Annotated in this window: 19 protein-coding genes and 1 other RNA gene; 8 read left to right on the top strand and 12 right to left on the bottom strand. The window is 40.9% G+C overall.

Going from position 1 to position 19,643, the window contains the following annotated elements; translation table 11 throughout:
• Positions 1-16 precede the first annotated feature (16 nt).
• From rnpB to ACWIUD_RS05565, 4 genes are all read right to left on the bottom strand, one after another.
• Positions 17-534: RNase P RNA component class A (rnpB, locus tag ACWIUD_RS05550), an RNA gene on the bottom strand.
• Positions 535-623: 89 nt separating this feature from the next.
• A complete protein-coding gene (locus ACWIUD_RS05555; protein WP_454147484.1) occupies positions 624-1,805 on the bottom strand; it encodes a hypothetical protein in 1,182 nt (393 codons plus the stop codon).
• 23 nt (positions 1,806-1,828) lie between these two features.
• Entirely contained in the window at positions 1,829-2,101 is a 273-nt protein-coding gene (locus tag ACWIUD_RS05560) for a hypothetical protein (protein ID WP_454147486.1), read from the bottom strand.
• 117 nt (positions 2,102-2,218) lie between these two features.
• Positions 2,219-3,070 (bottom strand): DNA ligase, encoded by an 852-nt coding sequence (locus tag ACWIUD_RS05565; RefSeq protein ID WP_454147488.1) that lies wholly within the window; start codon positions 3,068-3,070, stop codon positions 2,219-2,221.
• Positions 3,071-3,210: 140 nt separating this feature from the next.
• Between ACWIUD_RS05565 and ACWIUD_RS05570 the strand changes: the two genes are divergently transcribed.
• From ACWIUD_RS05570 to pbpC, 8 genes are all read left to right on the top strand, one after another.
• The gene (locus tag ACWIUD_RS05570; RefSeq protein WP_454136586.1) at positions 3,211-3,771 is read left to right on the top strand and encodes a pyruvate flavodoxin oxidoreductase subunit gamma; all 561 of its coding nucleotides are present in this window, start codon (positions 3,211-3,213) and stop codon (positions 3,769-3,771) included.
• A gap of 11 nt (positions 3,772-3,782) precedes the next feature.
• Positions 3,783-4,193: a 4Fe-4S dicluster domain-containing protein gene (locus ACWIUD_RS05575; RefSeq protein WP_454147490.1), complete on the top strand. Its 411-nt coding sequence runs from the start codon at positions 3,783-3,785 to the stop codon at positions 4,191-4,193.
• Positions 4,193-5,416 (top strand): 2-oxoacid:ferredoxin oxidoreductase subunit alpha, encoded by a 1,224-nt coding sequence (locus tag ACWIUD_RS05580; protein WP_454147492.1) that lies wholly within the window; start codon positions 4,193-4,195, stop codon positions 5,414-5,416. The genes ACWIUD_RS05575 and ACWIUD_RS05580 overlap by 1 nt, the downstream gene beginning before the upstream one ends.
• 17 nt (positions 5,417-5,433) lie before the next feature.
• The gene (locus ACWIUD_RS05585; protein WP_454136589.1) at positions 5,434-6,378 is read left to right on the top strand and encodes a thiamine pyrophosphate-dependent enzyme; all 945 of its coding nucleotides are present in this window, start codon (positions 5,434-5,436) and stop codon (positions 6,376-6,378) included.
• Between the two features lie 124 nt (positions 6,379-6,502).
• Positions 6,503-6,736 (top strand): hypothetical protein, encoded by a 234-nt coding sequence (locus ACWIUD_RS05590; RefSeq protein ID WP_454147494.1) that lies wholly within the window; start codon positions 6,503-6,505, stop codon positions 6,734-6,736.
• A 283-nt stretch (positions 6,737-7,019) separates the two neighbouring features.
• A complete protein-coding gene (locus tag ACWIUD_RS05595; RefSeq protein WP_454147496.1) occupies positions 7,020-7,955 on the top strand; it encodes a glycosyltransferase family 61 protein in 936 nt (311 codons plus the stop codon).
• Positions 7,956-7,988: 33 nt separating this feature from the next.
• Entirely contained in the window at positions 7,989-8,297 is a 309-nt protein-coding gene (locus tag ACWIUD_RS05600; RefSeq protein WP_454147498.1) for a hypothetical protein, read from the top strand.
• Positions 8,224-10,947 carry a penicillin-binding protein 1C gene (gene pbpC / locus ACWIUD_RS05605; RefSeq protein ID WP_454147500.1) on the top strand — a complete coding sequence of 908 codons (2,724 nt, stop codon included), beginning with the start codon at positions 8,224-8,226 and terminating at the stop codon, positions 10,945-10,947. The genes ACWIUD_RS05600 and pbpC overlap by 74 nt, the downstream gene beginning before the upstream one ends.
• Here the strand turns inward: pbpC and ACWIUD_RS05610 are convergent.
• The 8 genes from ACWIUD_RS05610 to ACWIUD_RS05645 all read right to left on the bottom strand — a co-directional run bounded on the left by ACWIUD_RS05610 (position 10,879) and on the right by ACWIUD_RS05645 (position 19,637).
• On the bottom strand, positions 10,879-11,028 hold the full coding sequence (locus ACWIUD_RS05610) for a hypothetical protein (RefSeq protein WP_454147502.1): 150 nt from the start codon (positions 11,026-11,028) through the stop codon (positions 10,879-10,881). The genes pbpC and ACWIUD_RS05610 overlap by 69 nt on opposite strands.
• A gap of 31 nt (positions 11,029-11,059) precedes the next feature.
• Positions 11,060-12,559, bottom strand: coding sequence for an N-6 DNA methylase (locus ACWIUD_RS05615; protein ID WP_454147504.1), 1,500 nt, complete (start codon positions 12,557-12,559; stop codon positions 11,060-11,062).
• An 11-nt stretch (positions 12,560-12,570) separates the two neighbouring features.
• Entirely contained in the window at positions 12,571-14,031 is a 1,461-nt protein-coding gene (locus tag ACWIUD_RS05620; RefSeq protein ID WP_454147506.1) for a restriction endonuclease subunit S, read from the bottom strand.
• A complete protein-coding gene (locus ACWIUD_RS05625) occupies positions 14,021-15,847 on the bottom strand; it encodes an ATP-binding protein (RefSeq protein WP_454147508.1) in 1,827 nt (608 codons plus the stop codon). The genes ACWIUD_RS05620 and ACWIUD_RS05625 overlap by 11 nt, the downstream gene beginning before the upstream one ends.
• Positions 15,848-15,982: 135 nt before the next feature.
• Positions 15,983-16,357, bottom strand: coding sequence for a type II toxin-antitoxin system PemK/MazF family toxin (locus ACWIUD_RS05630; protein WP_454147510.1), 375 nt, complete (start codon positions 16,355-16,357; stop codon positions 15,983-15,985).
• A gap of 15 nt (positions 16,358-16,372) precedes the next feature.
• Positions 16,373-16,606, bottom strand: coding sequence for an AbrB/MazE/SpoVT family DNA-binding domain-containing protein (locus tag ACWIUD_RS05635; RefSeq protein ID WP_454147512.1), 234 nt, complete (start codon positions 16,604-16,606; stop codon positions 16,373-16,375).
• 14 nt (positions 16,607-16,620) lie between these two features.
• On the bottom strand, positions 16,621-16,812 hold the full coding sequence (locus ACWIUD_RS05640) for a hypothetical protein (protein WP_454147514.1): 192 nt from the start codon (positions 16,810-16,812) through the stop codon (positions 16,621-16,623).
• 2 nt (positions 16,813-16,814) lie between these two features.
• Positions 16,815-19,637: a type I restriction endonuclease subunit R gene (locus tag ACWIUD_RS05645; RefSeq protein ID WP_454147516.1), complete on the bottom strand. Its 2,823-nt coding sequence runs from the start codon at positions 19,635-19,637 to the stop codon at positions 16,815-16,817.
• Positions 19,638-19,643 lie beyond the last annotated feature (6 nt).

Genomic DNA, 19,643 nt, shown 5'->3' on the forward strand with positions numbered 1-19,643 from the left:
CTATAAAAGTTCCCCAAAGGGAGGTGTGGCTGTAAGCTGGATTCTGTTGCGTGGTGGCGCGTTTGGCGTTTGCCATAGCGCAGATTGCCACGCATAGCGACTATTTATCTAATGGCGCATTTCACAATGACGCTCACAGCGAATGGCTTAAATGCGAGATTTCTAACCTGCCATTCTTGCTACGGATTGGGTTTGCCGGCAATTTTAATTGCTTAAAATTCGGTGGGCTCTTGCCCCACCCTTTCACCCTTACCAAAGTTTGGCGCGATTGTCTTTTGGCGGATTTTGCGGGAGTTTGAAAAATTCTCGCTCAATGAACCATAGAGTTCTATTTTCGCTCGAATTTTTCGGCACAACCCACGAAATCCACTCAAAATACCTCCGCGCGACATAATCATAACTTCGGCGGTTTGCTTTCTGTTGCACTTTCCCTTACCTTTCGGTAGCCATTCGTTAAATGGAATCCTAATCTCAGTAGTCCAGACTTTCCTATTTTGGCGCAACGCACGCAAAATCAGTCGCCCACCACACCCTTCTTTGGGGAGTGCGAATTATATCAAAATTTAGCGGTTTTATGCGAGATTCCGCAGAATCTCACATAATGAAACGAAGTTTTAGCGGATTTAGAATACCAAGTTAAATAGCACTTCTGCTAACACATTGCCTTTGTTTGTGTATATTGTTTCATTGGCGGGTTTGCTAGAAGTTGTAGTGCCTAAATAGCCTACTTGTGGGATTATAGAAAATCCTTTGCCGACATTATATGGCAACTGCACGAATGCGCTGTAAGCGTGCAAAATGCCTGTGCCGACTTTTGCTTCTGCTTTTGTAGCGTGTGTGGCGTATTGATACCCGCCGCCGACTTTTAGTCCTAAATCATCATTGATATTCATTCCATACTCTAATGCTATGCCGACAAGATGAGTATTATTGCTTGTGCCATCGCTTAAAACATCTTTATCATTGCTCTTTGCATCGCTAACGCCGACATTTCCATAGCCACGAGTTAGAGATGGAACTACTACTTTGCTTTCACCCACTAACTGCGAGTTTAGCCCATAGTTAATCAAACCAGATACATAGCTACCACCTAAATCATATTTTGCACCAGCGGCGAAATATGCAATGTGCGCAGTTGCCTTTCTACTTGCATAAGTATAAGATGCTGCGACTTTTGCAGTTAGTCCATCTGCGTTATAATCATATCCTACGGAGAAGCGTGGGACAGATTTATTGCCAAGTGCTTCAATATTATTCACATCATTTTCATTATTCACATCATTTTCACTGACTGCGACTGTCACACCATCAAACATATATGCGATTTGAAAGCGTCTCGTGCTTGTGCTTGTCCCACCAAATCCTTGAAGTCCGCTTTCAGTATCAAAGATAGAGCTTGAAAATCCGCCCATTGTGGTAACTAGCTCATTTTTACCAGCTAAGATTTTCCCTGCATCGCCAAAATCATATCCTAAATATAGATTACGAAAACCGCCTGTGTTACTTTTGTCGCCATAAAGAGTGGCTTCCCCTGCACCTAAAATCGCCGCGCCAAATACATTTCCATAGCTCGCCTTTAATCCAATGCGTGAGTTCCCCTGAATGCCGTAGATAAACTCGCTAGGATAAGTGCCTCTTTGCAATTTTTGCCCTGTGGCTTTGCTGAAATTATATCCATAGCCCACCACAGCCTTTGCCATACCGATGACTTCTAAACTTTTCTCCCCGTCTTTTAGCACTTCAAACGCGCTAAGTTGCCCGAGCAACGCACCTGCCGCCACCGCACTAATCAAAATCTTCTTCATTTTATACCTCCGAATGTTAAAATTTAATGAAGCGATAAAATTAAAGCAAAATTTTTTACTTTTATCAATAAAATTTTAAATTTTACGCAAAGTATTGCAAAATATTCGCAATATTCGCAGAATCTAGATTCTGCGATTTGCAGAATCTGCTTTTTATTTTCCCCTCCCTTGCGGAGGGGGATTAAGGGGGTGGGTAAAATAAAAAATAATCTGTCATTGCGAGATTCTGCGAAGCAGAATCGTGGCAATCCATTTTGTTTTTTGTGGATTTGCAAGTGTGGGTCGGTGCTTCGCACAGACGCTTCGTTGTTTTCGCTTCGCTCAAACTGCCTCGCAATGACGAATCTATTTTAGATTCTGAGAATCGCAGAATCTAGCACGAAAATCGTAGAATCTGATAAAGACAAATTGCCCTAATCCCCATAAATGCGTAAAAAGCGCGTGTGCTTTGGCACTCCATTTTTGCTAACGCCACTAAATTGATATGTGATAATCGTCCCTATTTTAGGCGGATTGGCGCGCATTTCATCGCTTAAACCACTGCCTATGCGAAAAATCGTGCCTTGCAAAATCCCGCTATTTTTATCCGCCAAACTCTCGCACACAATCGCCCCCACTTTATCGCTCAAACGCCCCTTGCCACGCGTGAAATCGATGATTTTGCACTCGGCATCGTGCCTTGCTTTTAACTTCAAAGCGATTTGTGAGTTTCGTAAAATCACGCCCTCGCCACCCTTTGCGATTATTGCATTGAAAAAATCGCCCACTTCGCTTGTGTCGCTAAATTTATATTGCTTTATTACCCTAATTTGCGCTATTTTATGCGAATCTAAAATGCTTTGAATCGTTGATAGATTCGCCAAAAAATCGCTTGATTCATTCAACTTCGCATTAAAAATCAAAAATTTCACTTGCTTAAAATCCGCGCACGAAGGACTTTTTTGCCGAATCAAAGCACTAATTTTTTCAAACTCACCATAAGCAATCCAAAGTTCGCCCTCCACAAACTCGCCCTTTTGCAAACCTAAAACCGCTAGATTCTGCGCGAAGCAAGGCGGGATTGCGAACTTTTTGCCGCGTTTGCTAAACATATTTTCGCCATCCCAAATGCCACGAACGCCATCAAATTTCTCGCTCACAGCGTAAGATTCTGCGTTTTTTAGAAATTTTAGCGAATCTAAATTTGCAAATCTTAAATCCGAATCCGCAGAATCTAGCGCAAAAATCCGCCCAAAAATCGCCAAAAATACAAGAAATTTTTTCATATTTCGCTCCAAAAATCACAAAATTATACAAAACGAAACACATTTCGCAATGCAAAATACCAAATTTTATATAATAAATATTTTTTTAAGTAGCGAAATTATACAATCGCATTTCATATTTTTTAACGAAGGGAGATAAAATGTTAGAAATTAGGTGGCATTCTCGCGCTGGGCAGGGCGCGGTAACGGGTGCGAAAGGTTTGGCAGATGTGGTTTCACAGACGGGCAAACAAGTCCAAGCATTTGCCTTTTATGGCTCAGCAAAGCGCGGTGCGGCGATGACTGCGTATAATCGAATCGATGATAGTGCGATTTTGAATCACGAAAAGTTTATGAATCCAGATTATGTCCTAGTCATCGACCCGGGACTTACTTTTATCACAAATATTTGTGAGTTTGAAAAGGATAGCACAAAATATATCATCACTACACATTTAAGCAAAGATGAGCTAATTGCGCGAAAGCCAGAGCTAAAAGGCAAGGAAATTTTTGTGCTTGATTGCATAAAAATTTCACAAGAAACGCTTGGCAAACCTATCCCAAATGCGCCGATGTTGGGGGCTTTGATGAAGGTTAGCGGAATGTTGGATTTGGAATTTTTTAAGGAATCCTTTAAAAAAGTGCTTGGCAAAAAACTGCCACAAGCGGTGATTGACAAAAATATGGAAGCGATAACTCGCGCATATAACGAAGTAAAATAAAGGGGGAGAAAATGGAGCATAAAGGTTGGAATGAATTTGAAATCGGCTCGGTGCTATTTCCGTTTGCCGATGGTGGCGATAATATCAACAAACAGCAAGAGGATAGAAACTACACGCAAAACAACTCATACACCGCAAGTGTAGCGCATTGGCGCGTGGAGAAGCCCGTATTTAACGCGGAGCATTGCATAAACTGCTTTACTTGCTGGTTATATTGCCCAGATAGCTCAATAATCGCGCGAAATGACAAACTGCAAGGCGTTGATTATACGCACTGCAAAGGTTGTGGCGTTTGTTCAAGCGTTTGCCCAAGCAATCCAAAATCCTTGCTAATGTATAATGACATTGAGGACAATGATGAAGTGCTAAAAAAATGGCCTGAAAAACAAGCGAAAAACAAAGAAGCAAAAGGGGGCGAATAATGGCAAAGACTATGAATCTGCAAAAAACCGAAGTGTGGGATGGCAATATGGCGGCATCTCAGGCGATGCGTCAAGCCCAAATCGATGTCGTGGCGGCATATCCTATCACGCCATCTACGCCTATCGTGCAAAATTATGGTAGCTTTGTGAGTAATGGCTACATTGATGGCGAATTTGTAATGGTTGAATCCGAGCACGCAGCGATGAGCGGGTGCGTGGGCGCAGCGGCAGCAGGTGGGCGCGTGGCGACTGCAACAAGCTCACAGGGCTTCGCGCTAATGGTAGAGGTGCTTTATCAGGCATCTGGTATGCGACTGCCGATTTTGCTAAATTTGGTAAATCGCGCTTTGGCATCTCCGCTAAATGTCAATGGCGACCATAGCGATATGTATCTAAGCCGTGATACAGGGTGGATAAATCTCTGCACTTACAATCCGCAAGAAGCCTATGACTTTAATCTAATGGGCTTTAAAATCGCCGAAGATATGCGTGTGCGTGTGCCTGTGATTGTGAATCAAGATGGATTTATTTGCTCTCACACTGCGCAAAATGTCGCTCCGTTAAGCGATGAAGAGGCGTATAAATTTATCGGCGATTACAAGCCACATAACGCAATGCTTGATTTTAGCAAACCCGTTACTTACGGCTCACAAACGGAGGAAGATTGGCATTTTGAGCATAAGGCGCAGTTGCATAATGCGATAATGAACTCTGCATCTGTGATTAGCGAAGTTTTTGCGGATTTTGCAAAGCTCACAGGGCGCAAATATAATTTAGTGGAAAGCTATGATTGCGATGACGCCGAGCTAATCATTGTAGCACTTGGGACAAGTGTCGAATCTGCGCGTGTAGCAAGTGGCGTTATGCGAAAAAATGGGCTAAAAACAGGCGTGGCTTCGATTCGCACTCTGCGCCCCTTCCCATACACTGAGCTAGGCAATGTGCTAAAAAATGCAAAGGCGATTGCTGTGCTAGATAGAAGTCTCCCTGCTGGTGCAATGGGAATGCTCTTTAATGAAACCACTGCGGCGCTCTATGGCGCATATAGCGCGAATCGCCCCATAATTTCAAACTATATCTATGGGCTTGGTGGCAGGGATTTAACGCAAAAGCATTTGGTAGAAGTCTATAATGAGCTAAAAGCAAACGCCGATTCGGGCAAACTCACGCACCCCACGCAGCAATTTATCGGGCTTCGTGGCAAAAAAATGGGATTTAACTAAAATTTGGGAGGTTCAAAATGACAAGAGAAATCAAAAATTTAAAGCAATTTTCAAATGTGGCGGAGCGATTTGAGGGTTCGCATTTGCTTTGTCCGGGCTGTGCGCACGGAATGATTGTGCGTGAAGTGCTAAATGCCACAGAAGCCCCGCTTTTGCTTGGCACTTCGACGGGGTGCTTGGAGGTTTCAACAGCGGTGTATCCATATACGAGCTGGAATGTGCCTTGGATTCATATCGGCTTTGAAAATGGTAGCACGGCGGTAGCTGGGGCAGAAGCGATGTATAAGGCACTTGCCAAAAAGGGCAAATACACAGGGCAAAAGCCCAAATTTGTCGCATTTGGCGGCGATGGAAGCACTTATGACATAGGATTTCAGTGGATTAGTGGGTGCTTTGAGCGCGGACACGATATAACCTACATTTGCCTTGATAACGAAGTCTATGCAAACACAGGCGGACAGCGCAGTGGCTCTACACCGCTTGGTTCTAGCACTTCGACTTCGCCAGCTGGCGATGTGAGCTATGGCAAAAAGGAAAAGAAAAAGGATTTGTTGTCGATTATGGCAGCGCACGGCGCACCCTATGTCGCGCAAGTTGCGCCAAACAAATGGAAAGATATGAATAAAAAAATCAAACGCGCAATCGACACGGACGGACCGACTTTTATAAACGCGATGAGTGCTTGCACGACTGAGTGGCGATTCAACTCCGATAAGACCGTTGAGGTGAGCGATTTGGCGGTGGATTCGCTTGTGTTTCCGCTATTTGAAATCATAAATGGCTGTGAGCTAAATATCACTTATCGCCCAAAAAATATTTTGCCTGTGCGCGATTATCTCGCAGCACAGGGGCGATTCAAGCATTTATTTAAAAAAGAAAATGAATATATTATCGATGAGATTCAAAAAGATGTCAATGCAAAATGGGAATATTTGCAAAGACGCGAAGAAGCAAGGGTGTAGGGCGTATTTGTCTTTTTGCGTGGATACAATTTGTGTCTTTTGTATGCGATTCTTTCGTTTTTCGTGTGAATCGCAGAATCTCGCGCAGATTCTGCGATTTAAAATCCAAAATTAGGAAATTTAAATGATAAATTATGCTTTAAAATATTTAAAAAGCAAAACCACAACCTTTGAATGCGCCATCCAAAGTGGCGAAATAAGCAAAGAAGTTGAGATTTATCCCACAAAAAATATTTTATTTTGCGGAAATGGCATTTTTGAGTTTGGCGATGTGGTGGAGCTAGATTGCATATTAAAAGAGCAAATTTCCAAAGAAATATATACGATGGGGGGGGGGATTAGATACTGCGCAAGATAAGTTAGAATTTGCGAAAAACAAATTAGATTCTGCGAAGTCGCATTTAGTTTCTACGCATAATAACACAGATTCTGCGCTAAATCACTCAAATCACGCACAACACATAGTCGAATCTCCGCTGAGTAAAAATACAAAAACACTCCCACCAAAATCGCAGAATCTCCCTAAATCTCCCACTAAAATCAATCATTATTCAAATTTTTTCTTCCTTGATATTTTTGGGCGACCACATCGCTTTTTCCGTCCATTTACTTGTATCACGCCTGCGCTAAAAGTGCGAATAATGCCAAAGAGTTATATTTTTAGTAACAAAGATTTGATTTGGACTAAAAAGCGCAAGATTCTAACTTCGCACACGCTGTATTTTAATCACGAGTTCAACGCGCCAAATCACAAAAATTTACTAAAAAAATTATATTTTTTCATATCGTGTTTGCTAAAATGGCTAAATTTCTATCGCCATTTATTACGCGCTAAATACATAAATGGGCGTGTGGCGGTGATTTATTGGGGTGAAAATATCTTTCATTTTAATGCCGAGCATAATGGGAATTTATTTCAAATCCTAGATTCAAAACTGCATATTGATTATTTTATATTGCCACAGGATACGAGTTTTCAAAGGTTTTTTGTGGAAAAATTAAACATTCCGCAAGATAAGATTTTATCCCCAAAGCCAAATCGCCTTTTGCATATCAAAGAGCTGGTGGTCCCTACGCTGTATCCTATGTGGGAAGCGGTGGATTATCGTGATAAAACTAGCTGGGCGAAAAGCTTCCCACTAACGCCATATATTTATAATGCCTATAATTTTTTAGTCCCAAAAATCACACCAAAACGCAAGATTTTCCTTAAACGCCCCAAAAATTCTAATCGCAATATCGAAAACAGCATAGAAGTGGAAAAGATTTTTGCAGATTTTGGATATGAGATTATTTTACCAGATTTGCTAAGTTTTGATAAGCAAATTACTATGTTTAATAACGCAAAAATAGTCGCCTCAATGCACTCTGCGGGGCTTGCAAATGTGCTTTTTATGCAAAAGGGTGCGTGTGTATTTGAGATTTATCCTAGTTTTTATCACGATGGCGGACCTAGAATTTTAAGCATTGGGCGGGGATTAAAGTATTTTTATATGGTAACTGAAAGTAGGTTAGGGGAATCCACAAAAAGACAATGCGATAATTTGCACCACCTCGCTAAAAATGGCGTTAGATAAATTAGAAGCGTATTTGGGGTAGATTCTGCGATTTTGTGTGTAAGATTCTGCGATTTTCGTGCAAAATTCGCAGAATCTAGCATAAAACGCAGAATCTTTGGTGCAGAATCTAAATATATTTTTTCGCAGAATCTCGCTAAAATTCGCATTTTATTTCACAAAATCATTTCACGCAAAAAGGGCGCACTTGAAACACTTGAAACATTTGAAACACTTGAAAACTTTGAAACATTTGAAAACCTTAAAAAACTTAAAAATTTTGAAACACTTGAAAACTTTACAAAATCTAAAAATCCTAACAAAACTCGCCACATTTTTTCATCCCAAAACGCACCCTTTTAGATTCGCCATTTTTTGCGCTACTATGCTTATTTTTGCGTATAGTGCGATTTTATTTTTTAGTTTTAATCCGCAAGGCGACCCCTTTAATGCGCGGTATTCAAAGGCGACTTTTGATAGAAATGGCGAGATTTTAAGCGTGTTTTTGAGCGAATCGCAACAATGGCACATAAAAACCACCGAGCCTTTGGGAGAGAAGCTGACACGCGCGATTTTAGCGTTCGAGGACAAGCGATTTTATAGTCATTTGGGCTTTGATTTGAGTGCGCTTGTGCGGAGTTTTTGGCACAATCTAACGCACAAAAATCGCAGTGGCGCAAGCACTATCACAATGCAGACTATTAAGCTGTTGCGGGGCGATTCGCGCACTTATTTCAATAAATTTAGAGAGCTAATTTTTGCCCTAAAATTAGAGTGGCTTTATAACAAAGATGAGATTTTGTCAATGTATGCTAATAATGCCCCGTATGGCGGGAATATCGTGGGTGTGAAAACCGCTGCGCTGTATTATTTTGGCAAGTCGCCACAAAGTCTATCGTGGGGACAGGCGGCACTTTTGGCGGTTTTGCCAAATGCGCCGGGCTTTATGCACCTGCAAAAAAATACTGCGCGATTATTGCAAAAGCGCGACAATCTGCTAAAAAAGCTAAACGCACAAGGATTTATCGATGATGACAATCTCAAACTTGCTTTAAGCGAAGGGTTGCCAAAGATTCGGAGAGAGAAAAATATCGCGCCACATTTATCGCTTCGCCTTGCAAATGGGGATTTAAGCGCGAATCGTGGTGTGAATCATTTGCAAGATTCGCCAAAAATGATTTCGCCAAACAATGCTTCGCCAAATATCCGCACTACGATTGATAAAACTATGCAGATTCGCCTTGAATCTACGCTAAAAAACTACCACCAAAAGCTAAAAAATTTAGGCATTCAAAATGTCGCTGCGATTATCGTAGGGACGCAAAGCAGGGAAGTTTTGGCTTATGGTGGTTCGCAGGATTTTTTTGATATTGATGGCTTTGGGCAAATTGATGGCATTATCGCAAAGCGCAGTGTCGGCTCTGTGCTAAAACCTTTGCTTTACGCGCTTTCAATCGATAATGGGCTAATTGTCCCGCAATCCAAACTCGTTGATGCGCCCACGCTGTGGGCAAATTTCAAGCCACAAAATGCAAATAAAAAATTCTACGGCTTTATCCCTGCGCAAAACGCGCTCATTCGTTCGCTAAATGTGCCGTTTGTCGCGCTTTTGCAGGATTATGGATATGAGCGATTTTTCTATAATTTGCAAAATATTTTGGGTTTTAGTGGCAATAATTTCGAGCAGTATGGGCTATCCTTGATTTTGGGGACGAAGGAATTTAGCGTGGAGGATATTGCCAAAATTTATGTGGGATTGGGAAACTACGGCAGATTCGCGGATTTGAAATATATGTTTGGGGGCAATTTGTCTTTGGAGTCGTGCAATTCGTTCTCGGGTAATCATTCCGCAGATTTGGCGAATCGCCACAAGGCACGGACGCAAAGTCCGCTATCCTTGTGTCGATTCACCAAAAACTACGAAAGCACTACTGCGATTCCTTCCGTTGTAGATTCTGCGAATGCAGAATCTAATAAAAAAATTGCAGATTCTGCGTATCACACGAAAAACGCAGAATCTGACACCAAAAACGACAGCGCGGAAGTATCTTTGGATAATTTCGTGGGTTTTCAAGCACGAAACTGCGAGATAGAACTAGAGGTTCATCGAGCAGTTGAGTGCGCAGAATCTAGCGAAAGTGCCAAAGAGACAAACGCGCTTCTATCACAAGGTGCAAGTTTTCTCACACTTCAAGCAATGTCAAAGCTAGATAGGCTTGGCATCGAAAACTACTACAAAAATCAAAAGATTTTTTCGTGGAAATCTGGCACAAGCTACGGGCGCAAGGACGCTTGGGCGGCTGGGACTTCGCCAAAATACACCATTGTCGTGTGGGCTGGTAATTTCGATGGGAGCGCGAATCCAAACCTTTTTGGCGTAAATATCGCGGGGGATTTGCTTTTTAGCATTTTGGGCGATTTGGGGGATTTGGGCGGTGCGTTTGCAGAGCCAAATGACGCGCTAAAAAATATCAAAATCGATGAAATCACGGGCTACGCGTGGGATTCGCGCTATAAGGGCATAAAATCGCGTGAAGTGCCATATCCAAAAAATGCCCGTCCATTGCGAAAATCGCCGTTTTTGAAAAATGTCTTTGTGGATAAAAATGGCAATGAAGTGGATTCGCAAAGCGGAGATTTTATCGGCGCACACGAGATTACACGGCTAAATCTGCCGATAAATTTGCTGGATTTTTACAAAGAGCAGAATTTGGGATTAGACTTCATAGCGAAAAATCCGCGCTTTAAACGAAATTTAAAGATTTTATATCCAAAAAATGGCATAAAAATCACGCCAACCAAAGACTTTGATGGCGAAAACGCGCTTTTGGCGCGAATTGCAAATCTAAATAATAGCAATGTTTTTTGGTATGTGGATAGGGAGTTTATCGGCTCTGGTGCGCAAAAAGTCCGTGCGTTGAGCGTGGATTCGGGCAATCACACGCTAACGATTATAAATGACAAGGGCGAGAGCGATAGCGTGATTTTCAGCGTGGAGCAGAATCTGCGCTAGATTCTGTGAATTTTGTGAGATTCTGCGCTTCGCACGAAAAACGCAGAATCTACCACCACGCGTCATTGCGAGGCGAATCATAATTCGCGCAAAGCAATCTTTTTTAGAGATTCTAAACCACTATGCTTTCAAACTCTCTCATTGCGCTTTGCAAATCGTTTTTTATCATATTAGCGATTTCACGCGGAGCAGGTAAATCCTCCAAATCCCCCAAACTCTCATCTTTTAGCCAAAAAATATCCAAATTTGCCTTATCCCTTGCCAAAATTTCCTCCGCGCTAAATGCCCTAAATCGCTCACTCTCCACGCGATTAGCAAAATCCCCCGCACAAAAGCACCGCTCAAAGTCGCTCAAATGCTCTGCACTCAAAGGATTGCTAACCAAACTTAGATTGACATTGCTTCGCAAATCATACACCCACACTTTGTCCGTCCGTAGCCCCTTACTCAAAGGTTCGTATTTGTCAAAAAATAGCACATTTGCTTTGACACCTTGCGCGTAAAATATCCCCGTAGGCAGACGCAAAATCGTATGCAAATCAAACTCACTCAAAAGTCGCTTACGCACGCGCTCCCCAGCCCCGCCCTCGAAAAGCACATTATCAGGTAGCACCACAGCGGCTTTGCCCCCGATTTTTAGCAGACTCATAATGTGTTGCAAAAAATTTAGCTGTTTGTTGCTAGTCGTGGCGATAAAATCCTCCCTCGTATATGTCTCACTCTCGCGCTTCACGCTCCCATCTTCGCCCATTATTTTTGTGCTAGATTTTTTGCCAAAGGGCGGATTTGTGAGAATCATATCAAATCGCACATTGCCTAGCTCCAAAAGCGAATCACCCTCCACAACCAAAGGGCGTTGCGCCTTTTTCGCACCCAAATCAGAGCTAGAATCCGCGCCCGTTTGCCTAACGCTATCAAACCCCACGCCAAGCCCGTGCAAAAAGAGATTCATAGCACACAGACTTACCACAAGTGGCGTTATATCCTTGCCATAGAGCTTATCCTCGCGCAAAGAGCGCAAAATCTCGCTATCTTTGCTTTGCGCTTTCATATACGCATAAGCCGCTAACAAAAATCCGCCCGTCCCACACGCAGGGTCGCACACACTCATTTGTGGTGTGGGGCGCATAAGTCGCACGATACTCTCACACAGCACACGCGGGGTGAAATACTGCCCAGCCCCAGCCTTTGTCTCCGTAGCGTTTTTTGCCAAAAGTCCCTCATAAATCGCGCCTTTGACATCGACACTAAGCCCTAGCCAAGTCTCCCCATCGACTAGGCTTATAAGCCGTTTTAGTTTGGCGGGTTCGGTGATTTTGTTTTGTGCTTTTTGGTAGATTGTGCCGACTATCCCGCCTTGCTTTGATAGTTCGCTTAATGCCCTGCTATACGCGCCCTCTAACTCCAATCCATCAAGCTTTTTTAAAATCTCCCAGCGAAATTCAGCAGGGATTAGCGAAGTTGCGCTAGGATTCACACTTGCGATTTCACTCTCCATTTTTAAGAAAAGCAAGTAGCTAAGCTGTGCGACATAGTCCGTGTAGCTTACACCGCTATCTCGCAGTATATTTGCATAGTCCCAAACCTTTGCGATTAGATTTTGTGCGTTCATTTGTCGTCCTTTTATATGAGTTTGCCCATAAAGGCGGATTTGAGTAGGCTTGATTTTAGTTGTTTTGCGTTTTTTAGGGTGGAGTCTAAAATCGCGCTTGTTTTATCCGCGCTACTAAAATGCTTTTCTAAAATCTCTACGATTTGCTTTTGGGTTTTTAAGGGTGGCAGTGGGATTTTGATTTGTTTTAAAATTTTCACACTTGCAATGTTTTGAATCGTCGAACCAATCGTATTTTCTAAAATAATTCTTTGCATATTTGGCGAATTAAACAAATGCACGAAATATTTATTTAAAATTTGCTTATTGTCAAGTCGTATTTTTAGTAAGGCTTGATTTATAATGCCTATTTCTACATTTTGTGGCAATTCAAGGATTTTGCCTAATGTCCCCGAGCAACTAACCAGCAAATCCCCAGCACCAGCCTTAAAAGATTCTAATTCTTTAAATTTTTCTTGCGTGATAAAGTAGCGTTTCCACTCCGAATCTTGATTGATAGGATTGTATTGTTCAAAAACTCTTATGCCAGAATCTACGAAAAATTCTTTTTTAAGAGAACTTCCAAAGGGTCCCCTTTTCATAGCGTGTTTGTCGCTTGATAAAACTTCGCCAAGCGTTTTGATAGTCCAGCCTTGCGGGAGATTTGATGATTCTTTATCTGTCATTGCTAGATTTTGCGCAAGCCAATCGTGGCAATCTTTTTTATCGTTTGTGTGAGAATACCCCACCCCAACCCCTCCCGCAAGGGGAGGGGCTTTTTGAGTATGTATTGCCTCTTGTTCCCCCTCCCTTGCGGAGGGGGCTAGGGGGTGGGTAAAATGGGTAGATTTTAGCCCAAGATTCTCCGTGAGTGTGCCGTTGAATGCGGATTTTAGTAGGCTTTGCTTGTATTTGGTGAGATTTTTTTGAGCGGATTTTAGGTGATTTGTGCCACTATCGATTCGCGCAAATGCTTCATCAAGCCTTGCCACAATGCGCTTTTGAATATCAAGTGGCGGCAGGGGGATTTTGGTGTTTTTAGCATTTATTATTGTGTATGTTAAAACGGTGCTACCCTTACTATTCGTGTTAAGCAGATTGCTAAAAAACAAATAATATACATATTTTGAAAATATATCGTTTGTTTTCTTTTTTAACCAAAGTATATTTCCGTCCTTAAAATAAAACTTATCATTTGCTTTGACTAAATAAGGAATTCCTATTGTTCCCACACCTGTAACCAAAATATCATTTTCAAGCGGAATTCCATATTTGTTAGAATATTCATTATACATAGTTTCGCTAATAAATAATGGATTTTTTATAGTTTCATTTTTTGAAAAAGAAACTAAATCCCTCGCTCTATAAAAAGGAATCCCTGTTTTTTGCCATTCGCTTTTAAATACTCTTTTGCTAGAAGTGATGTCGTAAATTTCCCCAAGCGTTTTAACTTGCCACGATTTTGGGAGATTTTGAAGTTCGCTAATTGGCATTATTTTGTTCGTTTTCGTTTATTTTAGGATTAGTCATATTCAAAATTTCAAATAAAGTTTTGTTTCGCAATTTAGCTATTTTTAACAAATCTTGTGCGGATAGCAAAGTAATATCTAGTGGGATTCTACTACCTTTTGGAGACATAAAGGATACAATACCCTCAAAACTAGATTCTGTGTATGGTATAAGTTTAAATTTACCTTCATCTTGCGAATTTTCCTCTTTTTTAATGTCGTTAATATCTGCGATGATATAACCAAAAAATTGACACTTTTCTACTTGTATATTTACTCCACCTTTGGTTTTAGCATTTTTGTAAATTTTGGTAGCATATTTTTTAAGTTGTTCTATCATTTCCCCAGCATTATGTGCTTTTGTTAATCGCTTTAATTCCACTAAAACAATATGTGTTGGCTCACCCTCATCATTGATAAATGGATTTAGATAAAATTCAATATCTACATTAGATTCGCCACTTTGTGCATTATGAGCTTCAAAAAAATATGAAAATTTATCATCTAATAGCCATAAATTGTGGTTTGCCACTTCTAAGTTTTCGCATTTTCTATCTGTTAGTAGTTGATGAAAGTCATCTTCTTTAAAGCTAGAATCTCCCATCATTTTTTCTAACAAAGCCAAAACTCTTTCTCTGTGTTTGACATAGAGATATAAAGCGGATTTTTGTAATCTAGTGTCTAGCTGACTATCATTTGATTCCCAAAATTTTTGCTCCAAATCTGCTTTTTCTTTTATTGCATCTTGGATAAAATCCCTTTTATGCTGAATCTTATATCCTGTAATCGAATCAAAGCTGGGCATAAATTCAGCCAAAAATGGAAGTTCGTTTTTAGTATTGCTTAAATTATTGCGTGATTCTTCTCTTTGCTTTGATATGAGCTCTGCAAATTCAATGTCCAAAATTTTTGTTATTTCTTGTTCTAAATCTTGTTTAATATCCTCTATTTCTGCATTTAATCCATCGGGCGTGATTCTATCATCTAATAATGGTGAAGCTATATAAACCTTTCTCTTTAACCCTTTAATTGTTCTATCATATTTTACCTTTTTGTCAATGAGAAGTTTATGGGCAACTAATTTTATATCCAAGTTTGTATTAGAATCTACAATAAGAATTTCTAAATTGTATTGTTGGTTATTTATTTGTATAGAAAATTCTTTTTTGCCAATTTTAGAAATTTCTATGTTTTTCGCATTATTATCTATATCAATGTGAATTTTTAAATCATTAAAATCATAGAGCAAAAACGCAAAATTATCCAAAATCCATTCCTCAAAATCATCAATAACTTTAAACTTTTTTATAAAAGTTTCCATATAATTTTCATCGACATTTAAATTTAAAGTTGTGCCATTGGGGTTGTTTGTATTTTGTGGTTGCTCGTTAATTGTCGTAAATAAATCAATCTCGGGCGGATACATAAAGGAAAAAGATTGTTTATTGTGCACAGTGCTAAAAGATATATTTTTACCAAAATAGACAAATACTAATCTGCCTAAACCCTTGCTTGGCAAACTATTTTCTTGTTTTAGTGAGTTTGATTGTGCTATATCAAAAAAGATTTTCTTATCAGATTCTGAAAAACCTATTCCATTATCTATAATTTTAATGCTATTATTTTGCGAATTTATGTGAACGGAAATTTCAGGTAAATATCCCTGATTTTCACGCTTATATTCTAAAATACAAGCGTGAATGGCGTTAGATATAGCTTCACGCAATATCAATTCTACTGCATTTTTCTTGCTTTTATAAAAGTTAGTAGCCAATCCCATAAGACTAGCATAGGTATCCATATCGTCCCCTTAACAATCCTAGTTTTATATCGCAATTATACACAACTTCTCTTAATACAATCTATCAAAAAATTTAATCTAACTCGCCTTTAATCACACTATGAGTGCGAAATTTAGCTCATCAGTAATGATATATCATTCAAACACCAAAAGGGATAATTTGTGTAGGGCAGATTCTAGCGTGGCAGAATCGATTGTGTCGCAAAATCTCGCTTCTCTTGCTCTAAAATCTAGGCTTTTTATATGGTCGCTTAATACTACGCCACTAATCTTTTTGCTTTTGAGAGGGATTTCAAATGGGTAGCCTTTGGCTTTGCTAGTGATTGGCATAGCTAAGCAAAGCCCGCTTTTTGCGTTGTATTCTTGCGGGCTTAGGACTAGGGCTGGGCGCACTCCCACATTTTTATTTTTACTTTTTGGCTCGTGTCCGCTTTGTGGGTCAAAATCTAGCCATATAATATCGCCACGATTTGGAGTGTATGATTTTTTATTGCGCGGTGTTTTTGCCATTTTGCCTCGCTTTTCTTACCATTCTTTGCCACGCGCTTTGGCAAAATCATCGGTATGGAGGTTGTTTTCATCGATTTTGCTTAAAAGGTGGGATAGCTCATCTTTTTTGCTTAAAATGATTTTGTTTTTTGAGACTTTTATGTCTAGCGGGGTGCTTTCATTTAGTTTTAGATTTTCTATTATTGCGCTTGGCAAACGGATAGCAAGGGAGTTGCCCCATTTTTTTACGCTGGTTTGTAGGGTTTGCATTTGGATTCTCCGTTTTATTTTTTACTTTTGGCTTTTGTGTCGCAAGTTTTGCTTATCGCAATTTTGCTTGGCAAGAGTGGCAAAAGTATCGACAAAAGTATATCAAAAATGAGTTGCTTTGACAAGGGTTGGATTTTGCATTTTATGAGATTTTGAGTGCTAAACTTTGCTATGGTTTTGTTTTGCCAAATCTCACAAATAAGCAAATCTAACTCGCCTTTAATCCCGCAATAATTGCCAAATTTAGCTCCTCTAGCAATGGGGCGAAAGATTCGCCAAAAAGGGCTTTTGCGACAAAGACTCCGTTTGTATCGCCACAAGCGTCATTTAGCCCTTGCAAATCATCGTTTGCTAAATAAGCATTTGCGATAATATAGTCTTTTATGTGTGTTAGAAATTCTAGTTGCTCCGCGCTAAAATCTATGCCCTTTTTGATTTGTCTGCCTTTCCATAGCTCAAAGCGTGAGTTTGCCACACCACCAAAATCGCGCAACTCACTATCAAATCCTAGCTCAAATCGCACAAGCTGAATGAGATTTGTAAGCTTTGCCACACTTGAATTTTGGCTTGAATCTTGATTTTTTAGTGGCTTTACGCGCCCTTTTTGCGTGAGTGCGTAGGCATTCCATAGATTTACAATCTCTAGCCCTGCGAATCTTAGCTTTTCGTGTAGCTCGTTTATGAGATTTCGCGTCAAATGCCTTTTGGCATAGCTTTGCGTGTAGATGATTTGCAGGGCTTCTAGCTCGTCTTTGTGCGTTTCAATGAAATCTTTGAAATTTTGGATTTGTTTAAGCGCGTTGTCAGTTGAAAATCCGCCTGTGATGACCTCATCTATGCTTATATCATCAATGTAGATAAAGTTTTTACTCGCCATTTCAAGCAAATGTTGGCGCAAAAGCGAGTTGTTAAAAGGCATAAGCGCGGAGTCGCGGACAGATTCTATCTGCGCCTCGCTTTTATCCGCACAAAAATCACTATCAATGCACTCGCTCAAATCCCGCGCTAATTCGCGCAAATCTTTGCCTTTTTTATCATTTATCGCACTTAAATTTCTTGCTAGTTCATTGTCTTGTGGCGTGGCGTTTAGCGCAAGTTTTGCTAGGCGATTGGCTAGGCTAGATATGGTGTCCTCATCATTTGCGCCCATTGCGACAGATTCTAGCAATTTTTTAAAGCTCACGCCCTTTTTGCGCTCTAAGGGTGAAGAAATGGTTTTGAGACTCTCTGTAACGCCCACCGCGTCAATGACAAAGAAATGATTTTTGCCATTTGCATTTGGTGTAACTTCTTTTAAGCTATCTTTATGCACCGTGCGCACACCACGCCCTAGCATTTGCTCATAGTAGAGCTTGGATTTGACATCGCGCATAAAGATAAGCACTTCTAGGGGCTTTATGTCTGTGCCTGTGGCTATCATATCGACCGTTACGGCTATGCGAAACTTTGGACTTGTGCGAAACTCGGCAATCAGCTCTTTTGGGCTTTGTTTGCCTATGTTGTAAGTGATTTTTTGGCAAAAGTCATTATCGCCGTTAAAGACTTCTCTTGCGGCGCGGACTATCTCTTCGGCGTGTGCGTCATCTTTGGCAAAAATCAGCGTCTTTGGAATCCACGCTTCATTATTTGCAGAAGTATTGGCTCTCTTGGGGAAAAGTTGCGTAAATACGGAGTTTTTATAGCATTCTAAAATGGTGCGGATTTGATTTAGCGCGACTACGCTTCTATCTAAATCCGCTTTTTTATACTCCAAATCCTCATCTATGCTTTCATAGATGAGTTTTCTTGTGCGTTTGTCGCGCTTTGGCACGGCAAAATGCCCATCACTTGCTTGAATAACCCCGCCTTTCTCGCTGATTTTTGTGGCTATGCGAAAAATCTCAAAGCCCACATTTACGCCATCGATTATGCTTTTTTCAAGCGGATATTCGCTTACCATATTTTGCGCGAAAAATCCTAGCGTGTGTTTGCTAGGCGTGGCAGAAAGCCCGATGATAAAGGCATCAAAGTATTCTAGCACTTGTCGCCATTCGCCATAAATGCTTCTATGGCACTCATCTACGATGATAAAGTCAAAAAAATCTATGGGGAAAGCGGGATTGTATTTTAGCTCTTTTGGCGGTGTGTGCTGTGCGGTGTGCGAATCAAATGCTGAATGCTCTTCGTTGCTGCTATCAAACTCTGCCTCGCCTTTTAGTAAAGAATAAAGCCGCTGAATCGTGGTGATGACTAGCTTTGAATCCTTGTCAATGTGGTTTGTTTGCAGGTGGTTTGTAATGTAGATTTCGCTAAATTTGCGATTTTGAATGCGGAAATTATCAAATTCTTTTTTTGCTTGTTCGCCGAGATTGTTTCTATCCACAAGAAAGAGAATGCGTTTAGCGTGGGCGTGGATAAAAAGTCGGCTTATGAAATTACACGCGGTGAATGTCTTGCCCGCACCCGTTGCCATTTGGATAAGTGCGCGGGGTTTGTTGAGCGCAAGGGAGTTTTCAAGCGCGGTGATAGCCTCTGCTTGACAGGGGCGCAAATGCGTAGAATCTAGCGGGATTTGTGGGAGTGTGGTTAGATTTTGTCGCAGAGTGCTTTTGGATTGGAGTTTATCAAGCAGGGATTTTGGCGTGTGAAAGGCAAAAACGCGCCTTGCTCTTTTTGCCTGCGTGTGTGATTCGCGCAAATCGGTGAAAAATATCTCGCCTCCATTGCTCTCATACAAAAACGGCAGGGGATTTGCCCACGCTTTTAGATTTGTCGGTAAATGCGTGGCGTAGTGCTTGCTTTGCGCGTGTGCGCCACTTGTGGGTTTGCCCTCTCTTTTTGCCTCGATGACACCGCACGCCTTGCCATCGATGAAAAGTAGATAATCCGCCTCGCTACCATCGCTCATTGTAAATTCACGCACGGCAACGGCTGAAATGTCCTGTCCTTGCGCTTTGGCAAGGCGGTTAAATTCTGCTTTATCTTGCAGGACAAATCCGCAGGATTGTAGCAACTCATCGATATTTATGCGCGTCTTTGCTTCGTCTTTCATAATCCC

It is taken from the genome of Helicobacter sp. 23-1044 (genome assembly GCF_053654695.1).